Source organism: Hymenobacter metallilatus, from assembly GCF_003944705.1.
Lineage (GTDB): Bacteria > Bacteroidota > Bacteroidia > Cytophagales > Hymenobacteraceae > Hymenobacter > Hymenobacter metallilatus.
In genome coordinates this window covers 76,461-93,704 of the sequence record NZ_RWIS01000017.1, presented here as the reverse complement: position 1 = coordinate 93,704, position 17,244 = coordinate 76,461, and the positions used below count along the sequence as shown (strand labels likewise).

At 62.5% G+C, this 17,244-nt stretch carries 11 protein-coding genes; 9 read left to right on the top strand and 2 right to left on the bottom strand.

Going from position 1 to position 17,244, the window contains the following annotated elements; all coding sequences use genetic code 11:
- Positions 1 to 200 precede the first annotated feature (200 nt).
- Together EI290_RS20265 and EI290_RS20260 are read left to right on the top strand one after the other, a co-directional pair.
- Positions 201 to 2,177: a DUF4394 domain-containing protein gene (locus EI290_RS20265; protein ID WP_125433464.1), complete on the top strand. Its 1,977-nt coding sequence runs from the start codon at positions 201 to 203 to the stop codon at positions 2,175 to 2,177.
- A 202-nt stretch (positions 2,178 to 2,379) separates the two neighbouring features.
- The gene (locus EI290_RS20260; protein WP_185817093.1) at positions 2,380 to 2,814 is read left to right on the top strand and encodes an RDD family protein; all 435 of its coding nucleotides are present in this window, start codon (positions 2,380 to 2,382) and stop codon (positions 2,812 to 2,814) included.
- 84 nt (positions 2,815 to 2,898) lie between these two features.
- Here EI290_RS20260 and EI290_RS20255 read toward each other — a convergent pair whose 3' ends face one another.
- The gene (locus EI290_RS20255) at positions 2,899 to 3,633 is read right to left on the bottom strand and encodes an RDD family protein (RefSeq protein ID WP_125433462.1); all 735 of its coding nucleotides are present in this window, start codon (positions 3,631 to 3,633) and stop codon (positions 2,899 to 2,901) included.
- Between the two features lie 176 nt (positions 3,634 to 3,809).
- Between EI290_RS20255 and EI290_RS20250 the strand changes: the two genes are divergently transcribed.
- The 7 genes from EI290_RS20250 (at position 3,810) to EI290_RS20220 (ending at position 13,240) form a co-directional block, all read left to right on the top strand.
- Positions 3,810 to 4,748, top strand: coding sequence for a stage II sporulation protein M (locus EI290_RS20250; protein ID WP_125433461.1), 939 nt, complete (start codon positions 3,810 to 3,812; stop codon positions 4,746 to 4,748).
- A 33-nt stretch (positions 4,749 to 4,781) separates the two neighbouring features.
- The gene (locus tag EI290_RS20245) at positions 4,782 to 5,696 is read left to right on the top strand and encodes a hypothetical protein (RefSeq protein WP_125433460.1); all 915 of its coding nucleotides are present in this window, start codon (positions 4,782 to 4,784) and stop codon (positions 5,694 to 5,696) included.
- A gap of 37 nt (positions 5,697 to 5,733) precedes the next feature.
- Complete coding sequence (locus EI290_RS20240) at positions 5,734 to 6,525, top strand: DUF4129 domain-containing protein (RefSeq protein WP_221766292.1); 792 nt, start codon at positions 5,734 to 5,736, stop codon at positions 6,523 to 6,525.
- Positions 6,526 to 6,540: 15 nt separating this feature from the next.
- On the top strand, positions 6,541 to 8,040 hold the full coding sequence (locus EI290_RS20235; protein ID WP_125433458.1) for a DUF4350 domain-containing protein: 1,500 nt from the start codon (positions 6,541 to 6,543) through the stop codon (positions 8,038 to 8,040).
- A 334-nt stretch (positions 8,041 to 8,374) separates the two neighbouring features.
- A complete protein-coding gene (locus tag EI290_RS20230) occupies positions 8,375 to 9,268 on the top strand; it encodes an AAA family ATPase (protein ID WP_246009020.1) in 894 nt (297 codons plus the stop codon).
- A gap of 155 nt (positions 9,269 to 9,423) precedes the next feature.
- Positions 9,424 to 10,764 carry a DUF58 domain-containing protein gene (locus EI290_RS20225; RefSeq protein WP_125433457.1) on the top strand — a complete coding sequence of 447 codons (1,341 nt, stop codon included), beginning with the start codon at positions 9,424 to 9,426 and terminating at the stop codon, positions 10,762 to 10,764.
- Between the two features lie 382 nt (positions 10,765 to 11,146).
- Entirely contained in the window at positions 11,147 to 13,240 is a 2,094-nt protein-coding gene (locus EI290_RS20220; protein WP_185817091.1) for a beta-N-acetylhexosaminidase, read from the top strand.
- Between the two features lie 108 nt (positions 13,241 to 13,348).
- On the opposite strand, the gene EI290_RS20215 is transcribed toward EI290_RS20220, so the two are convergent.
- Entirely contained in the window at positions 13,349 to 17,170 is a 3,822-nt protein-coding gene (locus tag EI290_RS20215) for a hypothetical protein (RefSeq protein WP_125433455.1), read from the bottom strand.
- Positions 17,171 to 17,244 lie beyond the last annotated feature (74 nt).

The window sequence follows — 17,244 nt, the reverse complement described above, 5'->3', positions numbered from 1 at the left end:
TCCGGCAGGGCGCTTTTGGTTTGCCGGGTTACATCTTTTTGGCGGTTTTTCCGGCAGAAACGGGCACTGTGGCGCATTGGGATTAAAATCAGATTAATTACTGCACCGGTGCAAGCCATCCGCAGTTCTTCTTCGTATTTCCGGTAGCCTATATAGGTACAGTACTACATCCGATACCATTCACCACATCTACGTATTTCATGCACGCACACTTTACTCGCCTGAAGGCTGCCCGTCGGGGTGGTTTTCTCCTGGGGGCGTTGGCCCTTACGTTAACTGCCGGAACGGCCAGCGCCCAAACCATCTACGGGCTGGCCGACAATAACACGCTGGTTTCGTTTGCGGCGGCGGCCCCGGGCGTAACGCTGGGAGCTTCGCCCATAACCGGCATAAGCACCGGGCAGCTGATTGTGGGGCTGGATTTCCGGCCCAATACCGGTGAGCTGTTTGCCCTGGGGTATGATGCCGCCGCGCAAACTGGCCGCCTGTACACCCTCAACCTCAGCACCGGGGCGGCTACGGCCGTAGGCACTGCTGCCGTAGCCATGCCCCTGGGCAATGTTTCCTCCCGCATCGGGTTTGATTTCAACCCCACCGTGGACCGCATTCGGGTGGTAAGCTCCAATGGGGCCAACCTGCGCCTGAATCCCATTTCGGGCGGCATTGCCGCCACCGATACCAACCTGGCCTATGCGGCCACTGACGCCAACGCCGGCGCCACGCCGGGCGTGGGCGCCGCGGCCTACACCAACTCCTACATCGGCAGCACGGCTACCACGCTCTACGATATTGATGAAGCCAACAGCAACCGGCTCCTGACCCAAAACCCGCCCAACAACGGCACGCTCAACACGGTGGCCAACATCAACGTGCCTTCCGGCACCGGCCAGAACCTGGACCTGGACATTTATACCGCCCCCGCAACCGGAACCAGCACGGCCTATCTGTCGTCGGCTATATCCGGGGTGGCAGGCTATACCACCACGCTTTATACGCTCAACCTGACCACGGCAGCCACTACGGCTGTGGGCGTTATCGGGACCAACCTGGATGTGCGCGACATTGCCGTGCAGATTACCCGCCCAACTACCCTGCCCGCTATTACCGGGCAGTTGGCGTATGCTCTGGCAGGCACCAATCTGCTCACCTTCGATACCAATTTGCCCGGCACCATTCGCACGTCGGTAGGAATTACGGGTGTGGCCGCTACCCAGACGCTGGTGGGCATGGATGTGCGCCCCCTCAATAACGCTCTGTACGCACTGGGCTACGATGCCACGGCCCAAACCGGGCAGTTGTACACCATCAACGCCAACACGGGCGTGGCCACGCCGCTGGGTAACGCCCTGGCTCTGCCCCTGGGCACCGGCAGCATTGGCTTCGACTTTAACCCCACCGTGGACCGCATCCGGATTGTGGGCGTGAACCGGGGTAACTTCCGTATCAACCCCAACGACGGTACGGCCGCGCCCATCGTGGATGGCACCATTACCTACGCCACCACCGATGCCAACGCCGCTGCCACGCCGGCCCTGGGCTCGGTAGCCTACACCAACAGCTACGGCGGCCCTGCCGATGCCACCCGCACCACTACGCTCTACGGCTACGATGAGGCCCTGAACCTGCTGGTAACCCAGAACCCACCAAACAACGGCACCCTGAATACGGTGGGGGCTTCGGGCATTACGGCCACGGCTGGCCCCAACCTCGACCTGGATATTTACAGCACGGCGGCCGGTACCAACACCGCCTACCTGGTGGCGGCCACTGGCACCTCGGCCAGCTCCAACCTGTACTCGCTCAACCTTACTACGGGGGCAGCTACTGCCCCCGTGCAGATTGGCAGCGGCATTGCCGTGCGTGATATTGCCATTGCCGGCGCCGCCGGGGTATCAACGGGTACCCGGCAGCCGGCCGTAGCTACGGGTTTCAGTCTGTATCCTAACCCCGTAACTGAATCGGCGCAGGTGAGCTTCCGCCTGCCCCGCACCGGCCAGGCCGAACTGACGCTAACTGATGCCTTGGGCCGGATTGTAGAGCGCCAGACACTGGGTAACCTGGTGGCAGGCCCACATGCCCGCTCCTGGCAGCCGGCCTCGCACAAAGCCGGAGTATACTTCCTGCGGCTGAGTGTAGATGGACAGAATGCTGGCATTCAGCGGCTTGCCATCCAATAACATTTTTTGCTTTTGTACATGATGCCACAAGGCCGCTCCGGGTACTCCGGAGCGGCCTTGCTATTTCCAGTAGTCTGCGGGTACTTATCCAGCTGAAACGGGCCCCTTTCATGTTGGAAAAGGCTGAAATTCTGATGAGCTTAGCCGGTCTGCCGGCATGGGGCTGGCGGCGTATATTCTTTTTCATCCCTCTTTTTATCGAATGGAACACGTTACGCTATCCACAGAATACACAACCGAGCCAACGCTCATCCGGGCCGGGCAAGGGCGGCGGCTGGCCAATCTGCTGATTGACTCCCTGGCCATCTTCGCCATGATTTTCGGGCTGGGCGTGGTGCTGGCGGCCACCGGGCAGGAGGCCCTGCTCGACTCCCTGGACAATGGCCTGTTGGAGCGCCTTCTGTTCATTGTGCTGTCGGTGGCCTACTACCTCATTATGGAGGGCCTGTTTGGGCGCACCCTGGGCAAAATACTGACCCGCACCCGCGTGGTAACCGACGAAGGGCTGCAACCCTCTTTCGGCGACATTCTCAAGCGTACGGCCTGGCGCATTGTACCCTTTGATGGCCTCTCTTTCCTCGGCGACGCCTACGGCTGGCACGACTCTCGCTCTAACACCATGGTCGTGCGCGACTAATCAATTCATGCGTTAGCTATTCAGCACAACGCCCCGGCCAGTACTGGCCGGGGCGTTTGCCGTGTTGGTTGAGCGGAAATTCCGTTAGGAGGCGTGAGGACTTTCCTGGGCGGCCAGGTGGGCATGGTCGCGCAGGACGGTGCGCAGGAAGGCCTCGTCGGGCAAATCGGCCTGAATGCCGGTCAGGCCCTTTACTTTATTGGCCAGCTCGTTCAGCAGCACGTAGTTTTCGGCGGCCGTAGCCTTTTGCAGCAGTTGGCGGATGGTGGCCACGTCGTGGTCGGCGAGGCGGCCAGCTTCGGGGAATACCACCACGTAGCCGGGCTCGGTGAAGGTAGGAGCCAGTACGCCCGCCGCCTGCCGGGGCCGCATACGCACTACGGCCGTACCGGCGGCAATATCCCCAATGCGCTGCCCCCGGCCGTTGGCCTGCACTACAATCAGGGCAATCAGGCCGTTGAAAATACCAGTATCCACAATGCGGAGCAGCCAGCGGATGAGGTAGTCGCCGAAGCGCGGGGGCGTACCATCGAGGCGCACTACCTTAATGTCGCGGGCCTTTTTGCCCACGCTCTGCCCGTTCATCAGCACCTCGCACAGCAGGTGGTAGAACACGTAGGGAATGCCGCCCAGCACGATGAGCAGCACGCCCATGACCGTTTCGCTCAGCCCCAGCCCGGTGCTGATGCCGAACAATACCAGCAGCCAGGCCCAGCCAACCACGCTGTCGATGATGGTGGCCAGCACCCGGTCGCCCACAGTGGCTACTTCGTACTCTAGGCTGACGTTTTGGGTGGTCTGGATGCGGATGGTACTCATGGGGTGGATAACGGGCAATAGAAACCGAAAACATGCGGGTCGAAACCGAAAATTTAACAATCTTCGCACGGCTGGTCCGCCGTGCAAATTACAGGCCCGGCGGGAAAACCCCGAATTGGCCGCGCATCAATTTTATCCGGCTGCTCCAGCCCTCCTATCCGAAGTCCTGATTCCTTATGCGCGAAGCCGTTTTTCTGCGTCAGAATGAAGCCCGCTGGAAACAATACGAGCAGCAGGCCACCGGCCCCGAAGACCTGGCCGCCCGCTTCATTGCCCTCACCGACGACCTGGCTTACGCCCAGACGTTCTACCCCGGCTCCCCCACCACCCGCTACCTCAACGACCTGGCCGCCCGCCAGCACCAGGCCCTGTACAAAAACAAGCCCGAATCGACGAGCCGCTTCCGGGAGTTCTGGCGCCGGGAGCTGCCGTTGCTGGTAGCCCGCCACCACCGCACCCTGGCCGTATCGTTGGTGCTGTTTGCGTTGTTCACAGCCATTGGGGCTTTGTCGGCGGCCTACGACGACACATTTGTGCGGGTGGTGCTGGGCGACGCCTACGTCAACCAGACCATCGAAAACATTGAGCGCGGCGACCCGATGGCCATTTACAAGAGCGGGGGCGAGACGATGATGTTCCTGGGCATTACGGCCAACAACATTTACGTGGCGCTGGCCACCTTTGCTTTGGGCGCCACGCTGGGTCTGGGCACGGTGTACCTGCTGTTCCGCAACGGCCTGATGCTGGGCTCGTTCCAGTATTTCTTCTACCAGAAAGGGGTGCTGCTGCCCTCGGTGCTCACCATCTGGATTCACGGCACCCTCGAAATATCGGCCATTATATTGGCGGGTGGGGCCGGGCTGGTCATGGCCCGGGGCCTGCTGTTTCCGGGCACCTACACCCGCGCCCATGCTTTCCGCGAATCGGCCCGCGACGGGCTGAAGCTGGCTATCGGGCTGGTGCCTATCTTTATCGTGGCGGGGTTTCTGGAAGGCTTCGTGACGCGCCACACCGAAATGCCCCTGTGGCTCAGCCTGCTCATTATTGGTTCGTCGGCGGCGTTCATCATCTGGTACTTCCTGCTGTACCCACGCCGCCTGGCCGCCCGGGCCTAGCTTCACGTTTCGCTTTTTCAGTTTTACGTAGTTATGCAACAGAAATTTACCCAGGAATCCGATTTCCGGCAGGAGCGGGATTTTGGCCAGAAGATTGGCGCCACGTTTGAGTTTCTGGCCGCGCACTGGAAGCCGCTGGGCAAGTGCCTGCTGTATTTCGTGCTGCCCGCCGCCATCCTCACCGGGCTGGGCATGGGCCTGGCTCAAACCCAGCTGTTCGGGGGCAGCACAGCGGCCCGCATTGGCAGCGGCCGGTTCTCGACCTTCTCCTACATGGGACCGGCTTACTGGTTTGGGTTGCTTGCTTCCCTGATTGGCTACATCCTGCTGGGCGCTACCGTGTACGGCTACCTGCGGGCCCGTATAGAAACCCCGGCCGAAGAAACCGTAACGCCCCGGCAGGTGGGCCAGTTCGTAGCCCGCTACTCGCCCCCGCTGCTGCTGAGCAGCATCGTCACCATTATTATTGTAGTATTTGCCAGTATGCTGCTGGTTGTTCCGGGCATTTACCTGGGCGTGGCTTTGAGCCTGGTGTGGGCAGTGCAGGTGCTGGAAGACGGGGACCTGGGCTTCAGCCTGCGCCGCAGCGTGAACCTGATCAACCACAAGTGGTGGTCGACGCTGGGCCTGACCTTTGTAGTTAGCCTGATTATCGGGATGCTGGGCATCGTCTTCCAGATTCCGCAGTACGTGGCCATCTTCGGGAAGGCTATGCACTGGGAGTTTCTGTCGTCGGATGTGCTGCTGGTGGCGGGCGGTATTTTTGCGGCCATGGGCAATTTGCTGCTGTACTCCATTCTGATGGTGGCGTTGGCGTTCCAGTATTTCAACCTGGTGGAGAAAAAGGACGGCTTCGGCCTGCGCCAAATGGTACAGACCCTGGGCAGCAGCCCCGCCCCGGTGGTGCACAACGCCGCCTTCCGACCCGATGATGAGGGTGAATACTAGAATCCGTCTGTCTGCCTTCCGCTACGCTGCTTTGTTGATGACTGCCGTGTGTACTTTTCAGGGACTACTCCGGGGCGGGCGGCTGGTGGTGCTGGCCGTGCTGCTCTGGCTGGCTCCGGGTGCGGCTGCCTCCGGCCAGTCTCTCAACCAGAAGCCCGATACCGTAAGCCGCTCCCTGCCCCCTGATGCCAGCCTGCCCGTGCGGCTGCGCCGCCCCGCTGCGGCCCGCCTCAGTGAGCTACGCGGCCAGCGCGACTTCCGCTACGTGGAGGTAAAAAGTGAGCAAAGCGACTGGAGCGCCTTCTTCGCCCCTTTCTGGCGGTGGCTGGCGGACGTGCTGGATACGCCGGCCGGCAATTTTGCCTGGAAATACGGGTTTTACGCCGTGCTGGTCGCCGCCCTGGTGTTTGCCGTGCTCAAGATTCTGCAGGTTGACATTACCCGGGCCTTTGGCCGGGCGCCCCGCCAGGCTCCGCTCAGCTTCGACACCGAAACCGAAGACCTGCACGGGCTCGACCTGGACGGACTGCTGGCCCAGGCCGAAGCCGAGCACAGCTACCGCCTGGCCGTGCGCCTGGGCTATTTGCAGGTGCTACGCCAGCTTTCCGACAAAGGCCTGATTCGCTGGCAGCCCGACAAAACCAACCACGACTACCTCTACGAGCTGCCCGCCGGTCCGCTGCCGGAAGCCTTCCGCGAGCTTACCCGCCAGTTTGAGTACGTATGGTACGGGGAGCAGGACGACCTCACGGCCGCCGACTACGAGCGGGTACGCACCACCCGCCAGGCCTTCCAGCGCCGCCTCACTCCCACCCGCCAAGCCGCCTAACTGCCTCTCTCTCCCATGACTACTTTCCGCTGGTACATGCTGGGGCTGGCGCTGCTGTTTGGCGCGTATGTGGCCGTGGAGTACTACCGCCCCAAGCCGCTCGACTGGAGCCCGACCCTGCGCAACGACCATAAGATTCCGTATGGCACCTACGTGCTCTACGACCAGCTGCCGGCTGTGCTGGGCACGACCAGCCAGCAAATCCAGACCATCCGGGTACCCATCTACAGCCAAATTGAGGGCGTAGAGGAGGATGCGCCAGCCGAGCAGCGCCCAGAGCCGACGGAGGAAACTTCTGCCGACAGCGTGGACGTATCGGAGTTTGAAACCGACCAGCCGGCGGCCGACAGCACGGCGGCACCGGGCTCGGGGGTACTATTGGCCACCGATTCGGTGGGCGTATTCCGGCAGGAGGCCGGCCCTCCCAGCCTGGCCGCGGCCGACACGGCCGGCCTCGGAGAAGCCGATGAGGATGCGGAGGATGCGGATTATGCGGCGGGGCTGGAAGACGGGGATTTTGCGCCGGCCACCTACCTGTTTGTGGCCCGAACCTTCGAGCTGAGCCGCCTGGATTGCCGCTCCCTGCTGCGCCACGTGGCCCGGGGTAACGACGTGTTTGTGGCGGCCGAGGATTTTAACTCCCATTTTGCCGACACGCTTGGCTTTAGCACCCGGCCAGTGTTTCCGCGCTTTTTCACTGACCAGAACGGCAAGCAAAAGCTCCTGCCGGATTCGGTGGAGCTGCGGCTGAGCAACCCGGCCCTGGCCCGGCAGGCCGGCGCGGGGTTCAGGCTGCCCGCCCAGGCCGTTACGGCCCGGCTGCTGGCCCGCCCCGCCCTGGCCGACGGGGCAGTTGCCCTGGCCACCGACGAGCGGGGCCGCCCCGTGCTGCTGCGGATACCGCACGGCCGGGGCCACGTCTACATCTGCACGGTGCCGCTGGCGTTTGCCAACTACTTTGTGTTACAGCCCCGCACCACCAATTTTGCCTTCGCGGCCCTCTCCTACCTGCCTACTGCCCGCCCCGTGTGGTGGGATGAATACCAGAAGCAGGGCCGCCGGGGCGAACAGTCGCTGATGCGGGTGCTGCTGGAGCACGAGGCGTTGCGCTACGCCACCTACCTGGCCATGGCGGCGGCTTTGCTGTTTGTGGCGTTTAAAGCTCGTCGCCGCCAGCGGGTTATTCCGGTGCTCAAGCCTTTGCCCAATACCACGCTGCTGTTCACGCGCACCGTAGCCGGCCTCTACCGCCAGAACGGCGACCACGCCCTGATTGCCGAGAAAAAAATCGGGCTGTTTCTGGAGCACCTGCGCACCCGCTACCACGAGCCCACTCTCGACCTTAGCGACGAAGCCACCCGGGAACGACTGGCCCAAAAGTCGGGCGTGGCCCGCGCTGAAGTAGACGCTCTGATCCGGCGAATCAACTTTCTGCTAACGGCCCGCCAGATTTCAGATGGCGAGTTGATGGATTTAAATAAGACCATCAATACCTTCCGCCAGACTGCGGCTTAGAATTGCACTGAACCCTCAAATTGCCTTTAACCAATATAGCACTATTCCAAGCTATTGAATTAAAGTGCTCAAAGCTAAAAATTGGTTAAGCATATGATTAATCATATGTAATTATTCAGCACCTCAACCGTACTCATTTCACCGTTTCTTTTTGATGGAATCCACTTTTCCCTCGTCGTCGGAGCTGCCGGAAAACCAGCCCCAGCCGGCCACCGAACCAGCCGCCGTAACGCCACCGGCTCCGGAGGCGGCCCCCGTTACCCCTTTCGCCCCGCGCACCGACCTTAGCCACCTCAGCCGCCACGCCGACGCCATCCGGCAGGAGCTGGGCAAGGTGATTGTGGGGCAGCAGGCCCTGGCCGAGCTGCTGCTGGTGGCCCTGCTGGCCGATGGCCACGTACTGCTGGAGGGCGTGCCCGGCGTGGCCAAAACCCTCACCGCCAAGCTGCTGGCCCGCACTCTGAGCGTCCCGTTCAGCCGCCTCCAGTTCACCCCCGACCTGATGCCCTCCGATGTGCTGGGCACCTCGGTTTTCCGGCCCAACAAAGCCGAATTTGAATTTCGGCCCGGCCCCATCTTCGCCAGCGTGGTACTGATTGACGAAATCAACCGCGCCCCGGCCAAAACGCAGTCGGCGCTGTTTGAGGTGATGGAGGAGCGGCAGGTAACGCAGGATGGCACCCGCTACGCCATGCCTGCGCCGTTCGTGGTACTGGCCACCCAGAACCCCATTGAGCAGGAAGGCACCTACCGCCTGCCCGAGGCCCAGCTCGACCGGTTCCTGTTTAAGCTGACGGTGGGCTACCCTAGCGTGGACGAGGAAGTAGCCATTCTGCAGGGCCACCACGCGGGTTTTGGGGGTACGCCGCTGGAGGCAGTGCGGGCCGTGGTATCGGCCGAGGACTTGCAGCAGCTGCGGGAACAGGTGCGCCGCCAGCACGTTGAGCCCAAGCTGCTGGAATACATTGCCCGGCTGGTAGGCCAGACCCGCGCCCACAAAGGCCTGTACCTGGGCGCTTCGCCCCGGGCTTCCCTGGCCCTGCTCAACGGCGCCAAAGCTCTGGCCGCCCTGCGTGGCCGCGACTTCGTGACGCCCGAAGACGTGCAGTACCTGGCCCCGATGGTGCTGCGCCACCGCATTCAGCTGACACCGGAGCGGGAAATGGAAGGCGGCACGCCGGACGACGTGGTAAAGCAGATTCTACAGCAGATTGAGGTGCCGCGGTAGAGTTAATTAAAAATTGAGAATTAAAAATTAAAAAACAGATAGGCGTATGCCTTACCAGCATAGAGCCAGGCAAACACCCGATTTTGAAGTTTTGGGCACCAGCAGACCAGTTCCGTTACGCCCGTAATTTTTCATTTTTAATTCTCAATTTTTAATTGACTCTCTTCCTCACCCGCCGCTTCTTCCTGCTGCTGACCGCCCTGATTGCCGGGCTGGTGGTGGCGTTTTTCCTGCCGGGCTGGCTGGCGCCGGTGCAGCTGGCGCTGGGCCTGGTGCTGGTGCTGACGGTGGTGGATGTGGTGCTGCTGTACGCGGGCGGCAGCGGCGTGTTTGGCCGGCGGGTGCTCGGCGACAAGCTGGCCAACGGCTCCGACAACGATATTGCCATCTACCTCGAAAACCAGTACCGCTTCCCCGTCCGCACCGAAACCATTGATGAGGTGCCGCACCAGTTTCAGCGGCGCGACGTGCTGTTTCGGGCTGGCATCCGGCCGGGCGAAACCAGCATCATCCGCTACCAGCTGCGGCCCACCAAGCGGGGCGAGTACGAGTTTGGCGCCATGAACGTGTACGTGGCCTCGCCGCTGGGGCTGGCGCGGCGGCGTTTCCGCTTCGATGAGAACCGCGTGGTGCCGGTGTACCCGTCGTTTTTGCAGATGCGCCAGTACGAGCTGCTGGCCATTCATAACCGCCTCACGGAAGTGGGCGTGAAGCGCATCCGGCGGGTGGGCCAGAGCATGGAGTTCGAGCAGATTCGGCCCTACGTGGCCGGCGACGACCCGCGCAACATCAACTGGAAAGCCACCGCCCGCCGCGCTACCACCGCCGATGCCGGCGACTCGCTGGTGGTCAACCACTTCCAGGATGAGCGGGCCCAGCAGGTGTACTGCCTCATCGACAAGGGCCGGGTGATGCGGATGCCGTTTGAGGGGCTGAGCCTGTTGGATTACGCCATCAACGCTACGCTGGTGGTCAGCAACATTGCCCTGCTCAAGCACGATAAGGCGGGGCTGATAACGTTTTCGCACCAGCCGGGCGCCATGGTGGCGGCCGACCGGCGCAGCGGCCACCTGCGCAAGCTGCTGGAGGTGCTGTATCGGCAGAAAACCAAGTACCTCGAAACCGACTACGAGCGGCTCTACATTTCGGTGCGCAGCCACGTCCGCCAGCGCAGCCTGCTCATTCTGTTCACCAATTTCGAAACCTTGCACGGTATGCAGCGGCAGCTGCCCTACCTGCGCCGCCTGGCCAAGGACCATCTGTTGCTGGTGGTGTTCTTCGAGAATACCGAGCTGCGCGCTTACCTTGATGGCCCTACAGCCACCACCCAGGACGTGTATAACCAGACAGTGGCCGAGAAATTTGCCCAGGAAAAACGCCAGATTGTGCGGGAGCTGAACCGCTACGGAATCCACGCCCTGCTCACAGCGCCCCAGCATCTCACAGTCAACACCATCAACAAATACCTGGAGTTCAAAGCCCGCGGCCTGATTTAACACCTGTCATTGCGAGCCGGAGGCGAAGCAATCCGTCCTTTTCTAGGCGCGAAACGCTGACCTACTCAAAAGCCCTTGATGTTCGCACGTCAGGGGCTTTTGCGTGTAGAGACGCGACACTTCGCGTCTCGGCATTGAACGGTGTCTTTTGGGCGTCGTTCAACTCTATATCGTTCTGACGGAAGACGCGAAGTGTCGCGTCTCTACATCATTCCGGCGTCAAAGGCTTTTCAGAATTCCGACGCTTATAACTCTGAAAAGGCCGGATTAGCTGCGCTGTCCTGCAGGTGCTTCGTCCTTCGTCCTCGCAATGATGCGGCCTATCCGTTCTGGCCCGCGGCTTGCTACCTTCGTTGTCCGGACGTCCTACCCTTTCCCGCCTATGCGCCATTTGCTGCTTTTCCTGATTTTACTGCTCAGTGCGCCGGTTTCCGCGCAGCCCACCCCGCCCGATACCCGTATGCTGCTGCCGGTGCCGGTGCAGGCGAACTGGGGCAAGAGCCGTTTTGCGGTAAAGTCGGATTTCACCTGGCAGGTGTTCACGCCCACCCAAACCCCGGAAACCCAGGCCGCCGACTCGGCCGTGACCGAAGCGGTGGAGCGGCTGGTGCTGCCGACCCTGCTGCCGGGCAAAGCGGGCACGCCGTCCCGACGGCGCGCTTCGCCCCTGCCCACGGCGGCGCTGGTGTTGCAGTACGGCCGCCCCGGCAACCTGCTCACCGTCGGCGACGATGAGTCGTACACCCTGCGCGTAACGCCCATGGGGGTGGCCCTGAATGCGAATACTCACCTGGGCATTCTGCGGGGCCTGGCCACGCTGCGGCAATTGGCGCAGCCCACCAAGCAAGGCTTATCGGTGCTGCCCGAAGTGGATGTGGTGGATACGCCGCGCTTTCCGTGGCGGGGGCTGCTGATTGATGCGGCCCGCCACTTCATGCCCGTGGCCGTAGTGAAGCGCAACCTCGACGGCATGTGGGCCACTAAGCTCAACGTACTGCACTGGCACCTCTCTGACGACCAGGGCTTCCGGGTGGAAAGCAAGCTGTTTCCGCGGCTGCACCAAGTAGGCGGGCAGGGCCAGTTCTATACCCAGCGCCAGATTCGGGAGGTGGTGCGCTACGCCGGCCGCCGCGGCATTCGGGTAATTCCGGAGCTGGATATGCCCGGCCACGCCACCGCCTGGCTGGCCGCCTACCCCCGCCTGGCCTCCAATGACTCGGTGTACGGCGTGTCGACGCGCTGGGGCGTGCTCAATATTGCCATGGACCCTACCCGCGAAACCACCTATAGCTTCGTGGATTCGCTGCTGAGTGAGGTGACGCCGCTGTTTCCGGACCCGTATTTTCACATTGGGGGCGACGAAAACGACGGGCGGCAGTGGCGGCGCAACCCGCGCATTGTGGCTTACATGAAGCAGAACGGCTTCGTGACGGACAAAGGCCTGCCCGACAAGCACGCCCTGCAGGCCTACTACAACCAGCGGGTGCTGGCCATGCTGGTACGCTATAAGAAGCAGCTGGTGGGCTGGGACGAAATTCTGGGGCCCGGCCTACCTACCAGTGCCGTAATTCAGAGCTGGCGGGGCAAAAAAGGCCTCTACGATGCCGCTAAGGCCGGGCACCAGGCCCTGCTGTCAAACGGCTACTACATCGACCTGAACCTGTCTGCTGCCTCCCACTACTCCCCAGACCCGCTCCCCCAGGATGCCCCTCTCACGCCCGAGCAGCAAAAGCTGATTTTGGGCGGGGAGGCCACTATGTGGGCCGAGTTTGCCGATTCCGTTATTGTCGATTCGCGCATCTGGCCCCGGGCGGCGGCCGTGGCGGAGCGGCTCTGGAGCGCCGGCACCGTCCGTAACGTACCCGATATGTACCGCCGCCTGGCTCTGTTTAGCCCTCAGCTGGAAACCCTGGGTTTGCAGCACCGCAAGGCGCCGGCGCAGCTGCTGCGGCAGCTGGCCGGCAGCCCGGCAGCCGTGCCTCCCCTGCGTACCCTGGCCGAGGTGCTGGAGCCGGTGAAAGAATACAAGCGGCACTTCCAGGGCTTCAAATACACCACCCAAACGCCCCTGAACCGCCTCGTGGACGCCGCCCCCGCCGAATCGGACGTGGCCCGGACGTTTGGACAGCTGGTGGATAGCGTGCTGGTGCCTGCCAACGGCCGCTCTGCCGCTGCCTTTCAGCGCCACCTGAAAACGCTTCGCGCCCAACTGCAACTGTGGAAGAACAACGACGCGCTGGTGCAGCCGACTCTGCAGCAGAACCCGTTGTTGAAAGAGTACGCCCCGCTTTCGACAAATTTGAAAACTGCCGCTGCCCTGGCTCTGGAGCGCCTCACGCTGCTGGAAAAAGGCCAGGTGCCCCCGCCCGCCACGCCGGCCGCCGCCCTCAAACAGCTCGAAGCCCTGAAAGCCCCTGCCGGCCAGGCCGAACTGGCCGTGCTGCCCCACCTGCGGCGGCTAGTAGAGGCGAAGTAAGTGATAAGTCGTGCGGGTAAACGCGCTGTCATCCTCCTGAGCATTCCGCTTCATGCGCGGAATGGTCAGGAGGATGGCAGCACTTTTTATTTCATCCGCTTATCAACTCTAAAACAGCACGGCCACCTGCATACGGCCGGTGTGCACGGCGCCCAGGCCATTGGCTTTGCGGCCATCATAGGCCAGGGTGATATTGAGGCCGTTGCTGAGGCGCTGCTCCACGTTCAGGTTCCAGGTGAAGTTGCTGCCGGGGCGCAGGGCGTTAAGAATTTCCAGCCCCACCAAACTAGCCTGGTCGCCCGCAAAACCAACCCGTACGTAGCGCGTGGTGGCCGATACGGTACGCTTGCCGACCTGACTGATGCGGGTTTCCAGCCCCAGGTCGTCGAAGGTGCCGCGGGTGTCGCCGTCCGGGCCGGCAGTGTTGGTTTTGGAGGTGCGCAGGTAGCTGCCCGTGAGGCGCAGCACCTGGTTGGGCTGGTAGCTGAGCTCGGGGGCCAGCTCTAGCTGCAGCACCCGGAAGTTGCGGTTATCCAGGTAGTTTGAGCGATTCTCGCGGATGCTGCGCGACACCGTAAAGCGCCCCGTGAACGACTGCGCCAGCGTCCGGCGTAGCAGCAGGCTTTGGGTGGCCAGGTTGCGGGTGTCGGAGCCCTGGGTCAGCAGTACCTTCTGCTGGGTTTGCTGCACCGTGAATTCGGCCCCGAAAATTGGATTGGAGCGGTTGAAGTACAATGTGTTGCGCAACAGCTTGTTCAGGCTCAGCAGTAGGGAATCGGCCGTTTGGAAGGCAAAGGGGTTCAGGCGCGACGACAACGAGTTATCCGTGGAACGCCGGTCCAGGGTGACGGTAGTGAGGGTGGAAAATCGGCTGACCACATTCCGCCAGCCGGATTGTTCCCGCCAGCCACGCGGAGCCGTGGTAGTAAGCCGGTAGCTGAACCGGTTACTGAAGGCCGGCACGTACACATCGGTGGGCAGAAACAGCTTGATATAGGTACGGTACTGGGCGTCGGGCGTCTGGGCCTCGAAAAACTCGTTGCGCTCCTGTTGTCCGTCCCCGTCCAAATCGTCCCAGAAGTGCGTGCCCTGTCCGGCCGGCACGCTCAGAAACGTGTAGTCGCGCTTGGCCTCCCGGCCGGTAGCCACGGCATAGCTCAGCTCCGAGCGAAATACATTCTGCAGAAAGCTGGCGTTCCAGTCGAGTTTGCCCAGCACGGTGCGCTGCCGCGCCGAGTCGCGCACGGCCAGGTCACGGTACGTAGCCAGGATGTTCAGGTCCTGGTTGGGGCTGATGCGGGAAGCAAAGGTGCCCTGCCAGGTTTGGGCCCGGCCCCGCCCGCGCAGGGCAGTCTGATCGGGGTTGGGCGTCTGGTCGCGGCGGTAGCTGTAATCCAGCCGAAAGCGGGTGCGGGCCGAGTCGCGGCTCTGCACGAACACGGCGTGCTCATCGTAGTAATTAGCCGAGCTGATAGAGTCGCCGACGGAGCGGGCCACCCGATTTTTATCGAAGCGGTACACGTAGCCGGGCACCACCGGGCCGGCCACGTAGCGCGCCGCCGCCTCGCCCCTCGCCCACCGCGACTCGCGCCGGCCGGCCTCCGAGTTCAGCAGAAACAAATTACCGCGCAGCTGCACTGGCCCTAGCTGCTGCGCCGCATCCAGCCAGTGCTGGATGCCATTCACCTCCCCGGCCCGGTAGCGCCGGCTCAGGCGGTAGCCCAGGGCGTTGTCGGCGTCCTTTATTAAGCCCACGGCTGCGTTCAGAATATTCTCCTCGCGGGGCCGCTGGTTGTTGGTAAGAAGGGTATTATCGGTGCTCCAGTTGCGGTCGAACTCAATATCCCGGTACCGGTCAATGGGCGCAAAGCGGCGGCTGGTGTACTCATAATCCAAGGCACTACGCAGCTTATAGCCCGTCAGGCCCGGCAGTTGCACCGGCCGGTCCTGCACCGCATAACCCACCCGCATAGCCCGCCCCTGGGCCGACTCGGGCGAAAACCGGTTCAAATCGAGGTCCGAAGCCGCCAGGTCCACGAATACTGTGGCCGTGGAATCGAGCTGGTAGCTGGTTCCCACCGTGGTCAGCTGCTTCTGCAGTGGCGTGGGCAGTAACCGTAGCGGGGCATAGTCGCCGCGGCCCTGGCCCACAAACTCATACACCCGCCCGTTGGCCGAGCCGAACTGGGTGCTGATGCGGTAGCTTCCCTGTCCCGCGCCCACATTGGTAAACCGCACCGTATAAGTCCCCCGCAAGGTGTCGCGCAGCGGAAACACAAATACCGGCACCCGCTGGCCGGTAGTAGGGTCCAGTTGCACTACCCGGCTGTACTGAATCTGAGTCCGGTCGTACTTGGCCGAGTCGGCGCCGGGCAGCTGGGCCAGACTCACGTTGCCGCGCAGCCGCCGCAGCCGGGCCTTGGTGGAGTCGTCGAGGGTGAGGTTGGGCGAGTTGTCGGGGTTGTCGGCTTCGCGGTAGAAGTTGGCGTGCACCTGCAGGCGACCCAGCTGCTGGTAGTGGCTGGCCTGCACCAGAGAGCGGGTGTAGTTGAAGTCGGAATACTCGAAATCGACCTTGATGCGCGTGTTGCTGGTGATGAGGTGGCGGGGCGAAAACGTTAGCTCGGCCTGGTTGTAGTCGATAACGTAGTCAAAATCAAAGCCCCGCACCATTAGCCGCCCGTCCAGGTACACCCGCTCGGAGTTGGCCAGGATAATGATGAACTGCTCCCCGTTGGGCCCGCGCAGCCGGTACGGCCCCTGTACGTTTTCAATGGGGGCAATATCGAGGCTGGCAAATTTCCCCTTGGCCACGCCCGCCGCTACCGAGGTAGTGGCAAACGCCTCCCCCGTTTTCGTGGATAGCAGTGGCCCAGTGCGCCGCCCACTGCGCGTCGTCACCGACTGACTAAGCCCGTTCGGCCCCACGCCGTTGGGCGTGGCGGTGGTGGGCGCGGTGGCCGTGCCGTTCTGTACCTGCCCCGAGCCGGGCGGTACCGGCACCGTGGGCGGGGCCGTAACGAAGGTGCCAGTACTGGTACCGGGCGCGTTGGGGTACTGAAACAGCTGGGGCGTAGTAGCCCCCGGCCCGATTCCGCCCCCAAAGCCGCCCAGCGGCAGCTGCCCAAAGTTGGTTTCCAGCGCTCCGCCCTGAATATTTTTGTAGTAGCGCAGAAAGTAGTCGGGCTTGTTGCGCAGCACCACGTCCCCGGCCGTGAGGTTCCAGCGCGGGTGCGTCAGGGTGATGTAAATCCGGTCGAATTCCTGGAGCTGCTGGGTGTTGCCTTCGGGCTGGAAGGGAACGTTCTGGTCGGAAATGGCCGCCGTCAGCTGAATCTGGTCCGTCAGTCGGCCTTCCAGCTGCAAGTTGAGCGAGGAGTTGACAAACACGTTCTGGGCATTGCCGAACGATACGCCCCTGGACAAGTTGCCGGTTTTGTTGATGCCCGGCGTACTCAGAATCTGCTCCTTCACCGCAAAATCCTCGGCCCCGAACGAAGGCCGCCGCCAGAACTCCAAACTGTCCATGAGCCGACGGGGCCGCAGGTAGCGCGCCGCCGCTAGCTGCACCGGCAGCACCCGGTAGCACACCAGCACCGAATCGGGGCCGCCGGGCAGCCGCAAATCGGGCCGGCCGGGCGCCGGGCTGGGCACCCGCCGCCCCGGCAGCACCAGCCGGTACCTATTCAGGCGGGCATCATAGGCCACTGAGCGGCCCGCCACGCTCACGGAGGCCGGCACAATGGTCAGCGTGTCGCGCAGGGCAAACTCCGTAGTATCCCGCCCCGGGGCCAGGCGCACCCAGGCGCAGCGGCGGGTGCTGGGCGGAGCATCGGGCCGCTGCTGGGCCTGGGCCGCTCCAATGGTCAGCAACAGCCACGCCAGCAGCCCGCACAAGCGCAAAAGAAAAGGCGTAGAGCTGCTGGTCAACGGAATTAAAAATTGAGAATTAAAAATTAAAAATTCCCTGGGTAAAGGTAGCGGCTGATTGCCTGAGCCCATGC

What these genes read in the sequence shown, in the direction of transcription:
- EI290_RS20250 (WP_125433461.1), top strand. Translation starts at nt 3,810, where the DNA reads ATGCGCGAAGCCGTTTTTCTGCGTCAGAATGAAGCCCGCTGGAAACAA.
- EI290_RS20240 (WP_221766292.1), top strand. Translation starts at nt 5,734, where the DNA reads ATGACTGCCGTGTGTACTTTTCAGGGACTACTCCGGGGCGGGCGGCTG.
- EI290_RS20245 (WP_125433460.1), top strand. Translation starts at nt 4,782, where the DNA reads ATGCAACAGAAATTTACCCAGGAATCCGATTTCCGGCAGGAGCGGGAT.
- EI290_RS20265 (WP_125433464.1), top strand. Translation starts at nt 201, where the DNA reads ATGCACGCACACTTTACTCGCCTGAAGGCTGCCCGTCGGGGTGGTTTT.
- EI290_RS20220 (WP_185817091.1), top strand. Translation starts at nt 11,147, where the DNA reads ATGCGCCATTTGCTGCTTTTCCTGATTTTACTGCTCAGTGCGCCGGTT.
- EI290_RS20235 (WP_125433458.1), top strand. Translation starts at nt 6,541, where the DNA reads ATGACTACTTTCCGCTGGTACATGCTGGGGCTGGCGCTGCTGTTTGGC.
- EI290_RS20260 (WP_185817093.1), top strand. Translation starts at nt 2,380, where the DNA reads ATGGAACACGTTACGCTATCCACAGAATACACAACCGAGCCAACGCTC.
- EI290_RS20255 (WP_125433462.1), bottom strand. Translation starts at nt 3,633, where the DNA reads ATGAGTACCATCCGCATCCAGACCACCCAAAACGTCAGCCTAGAGTAC.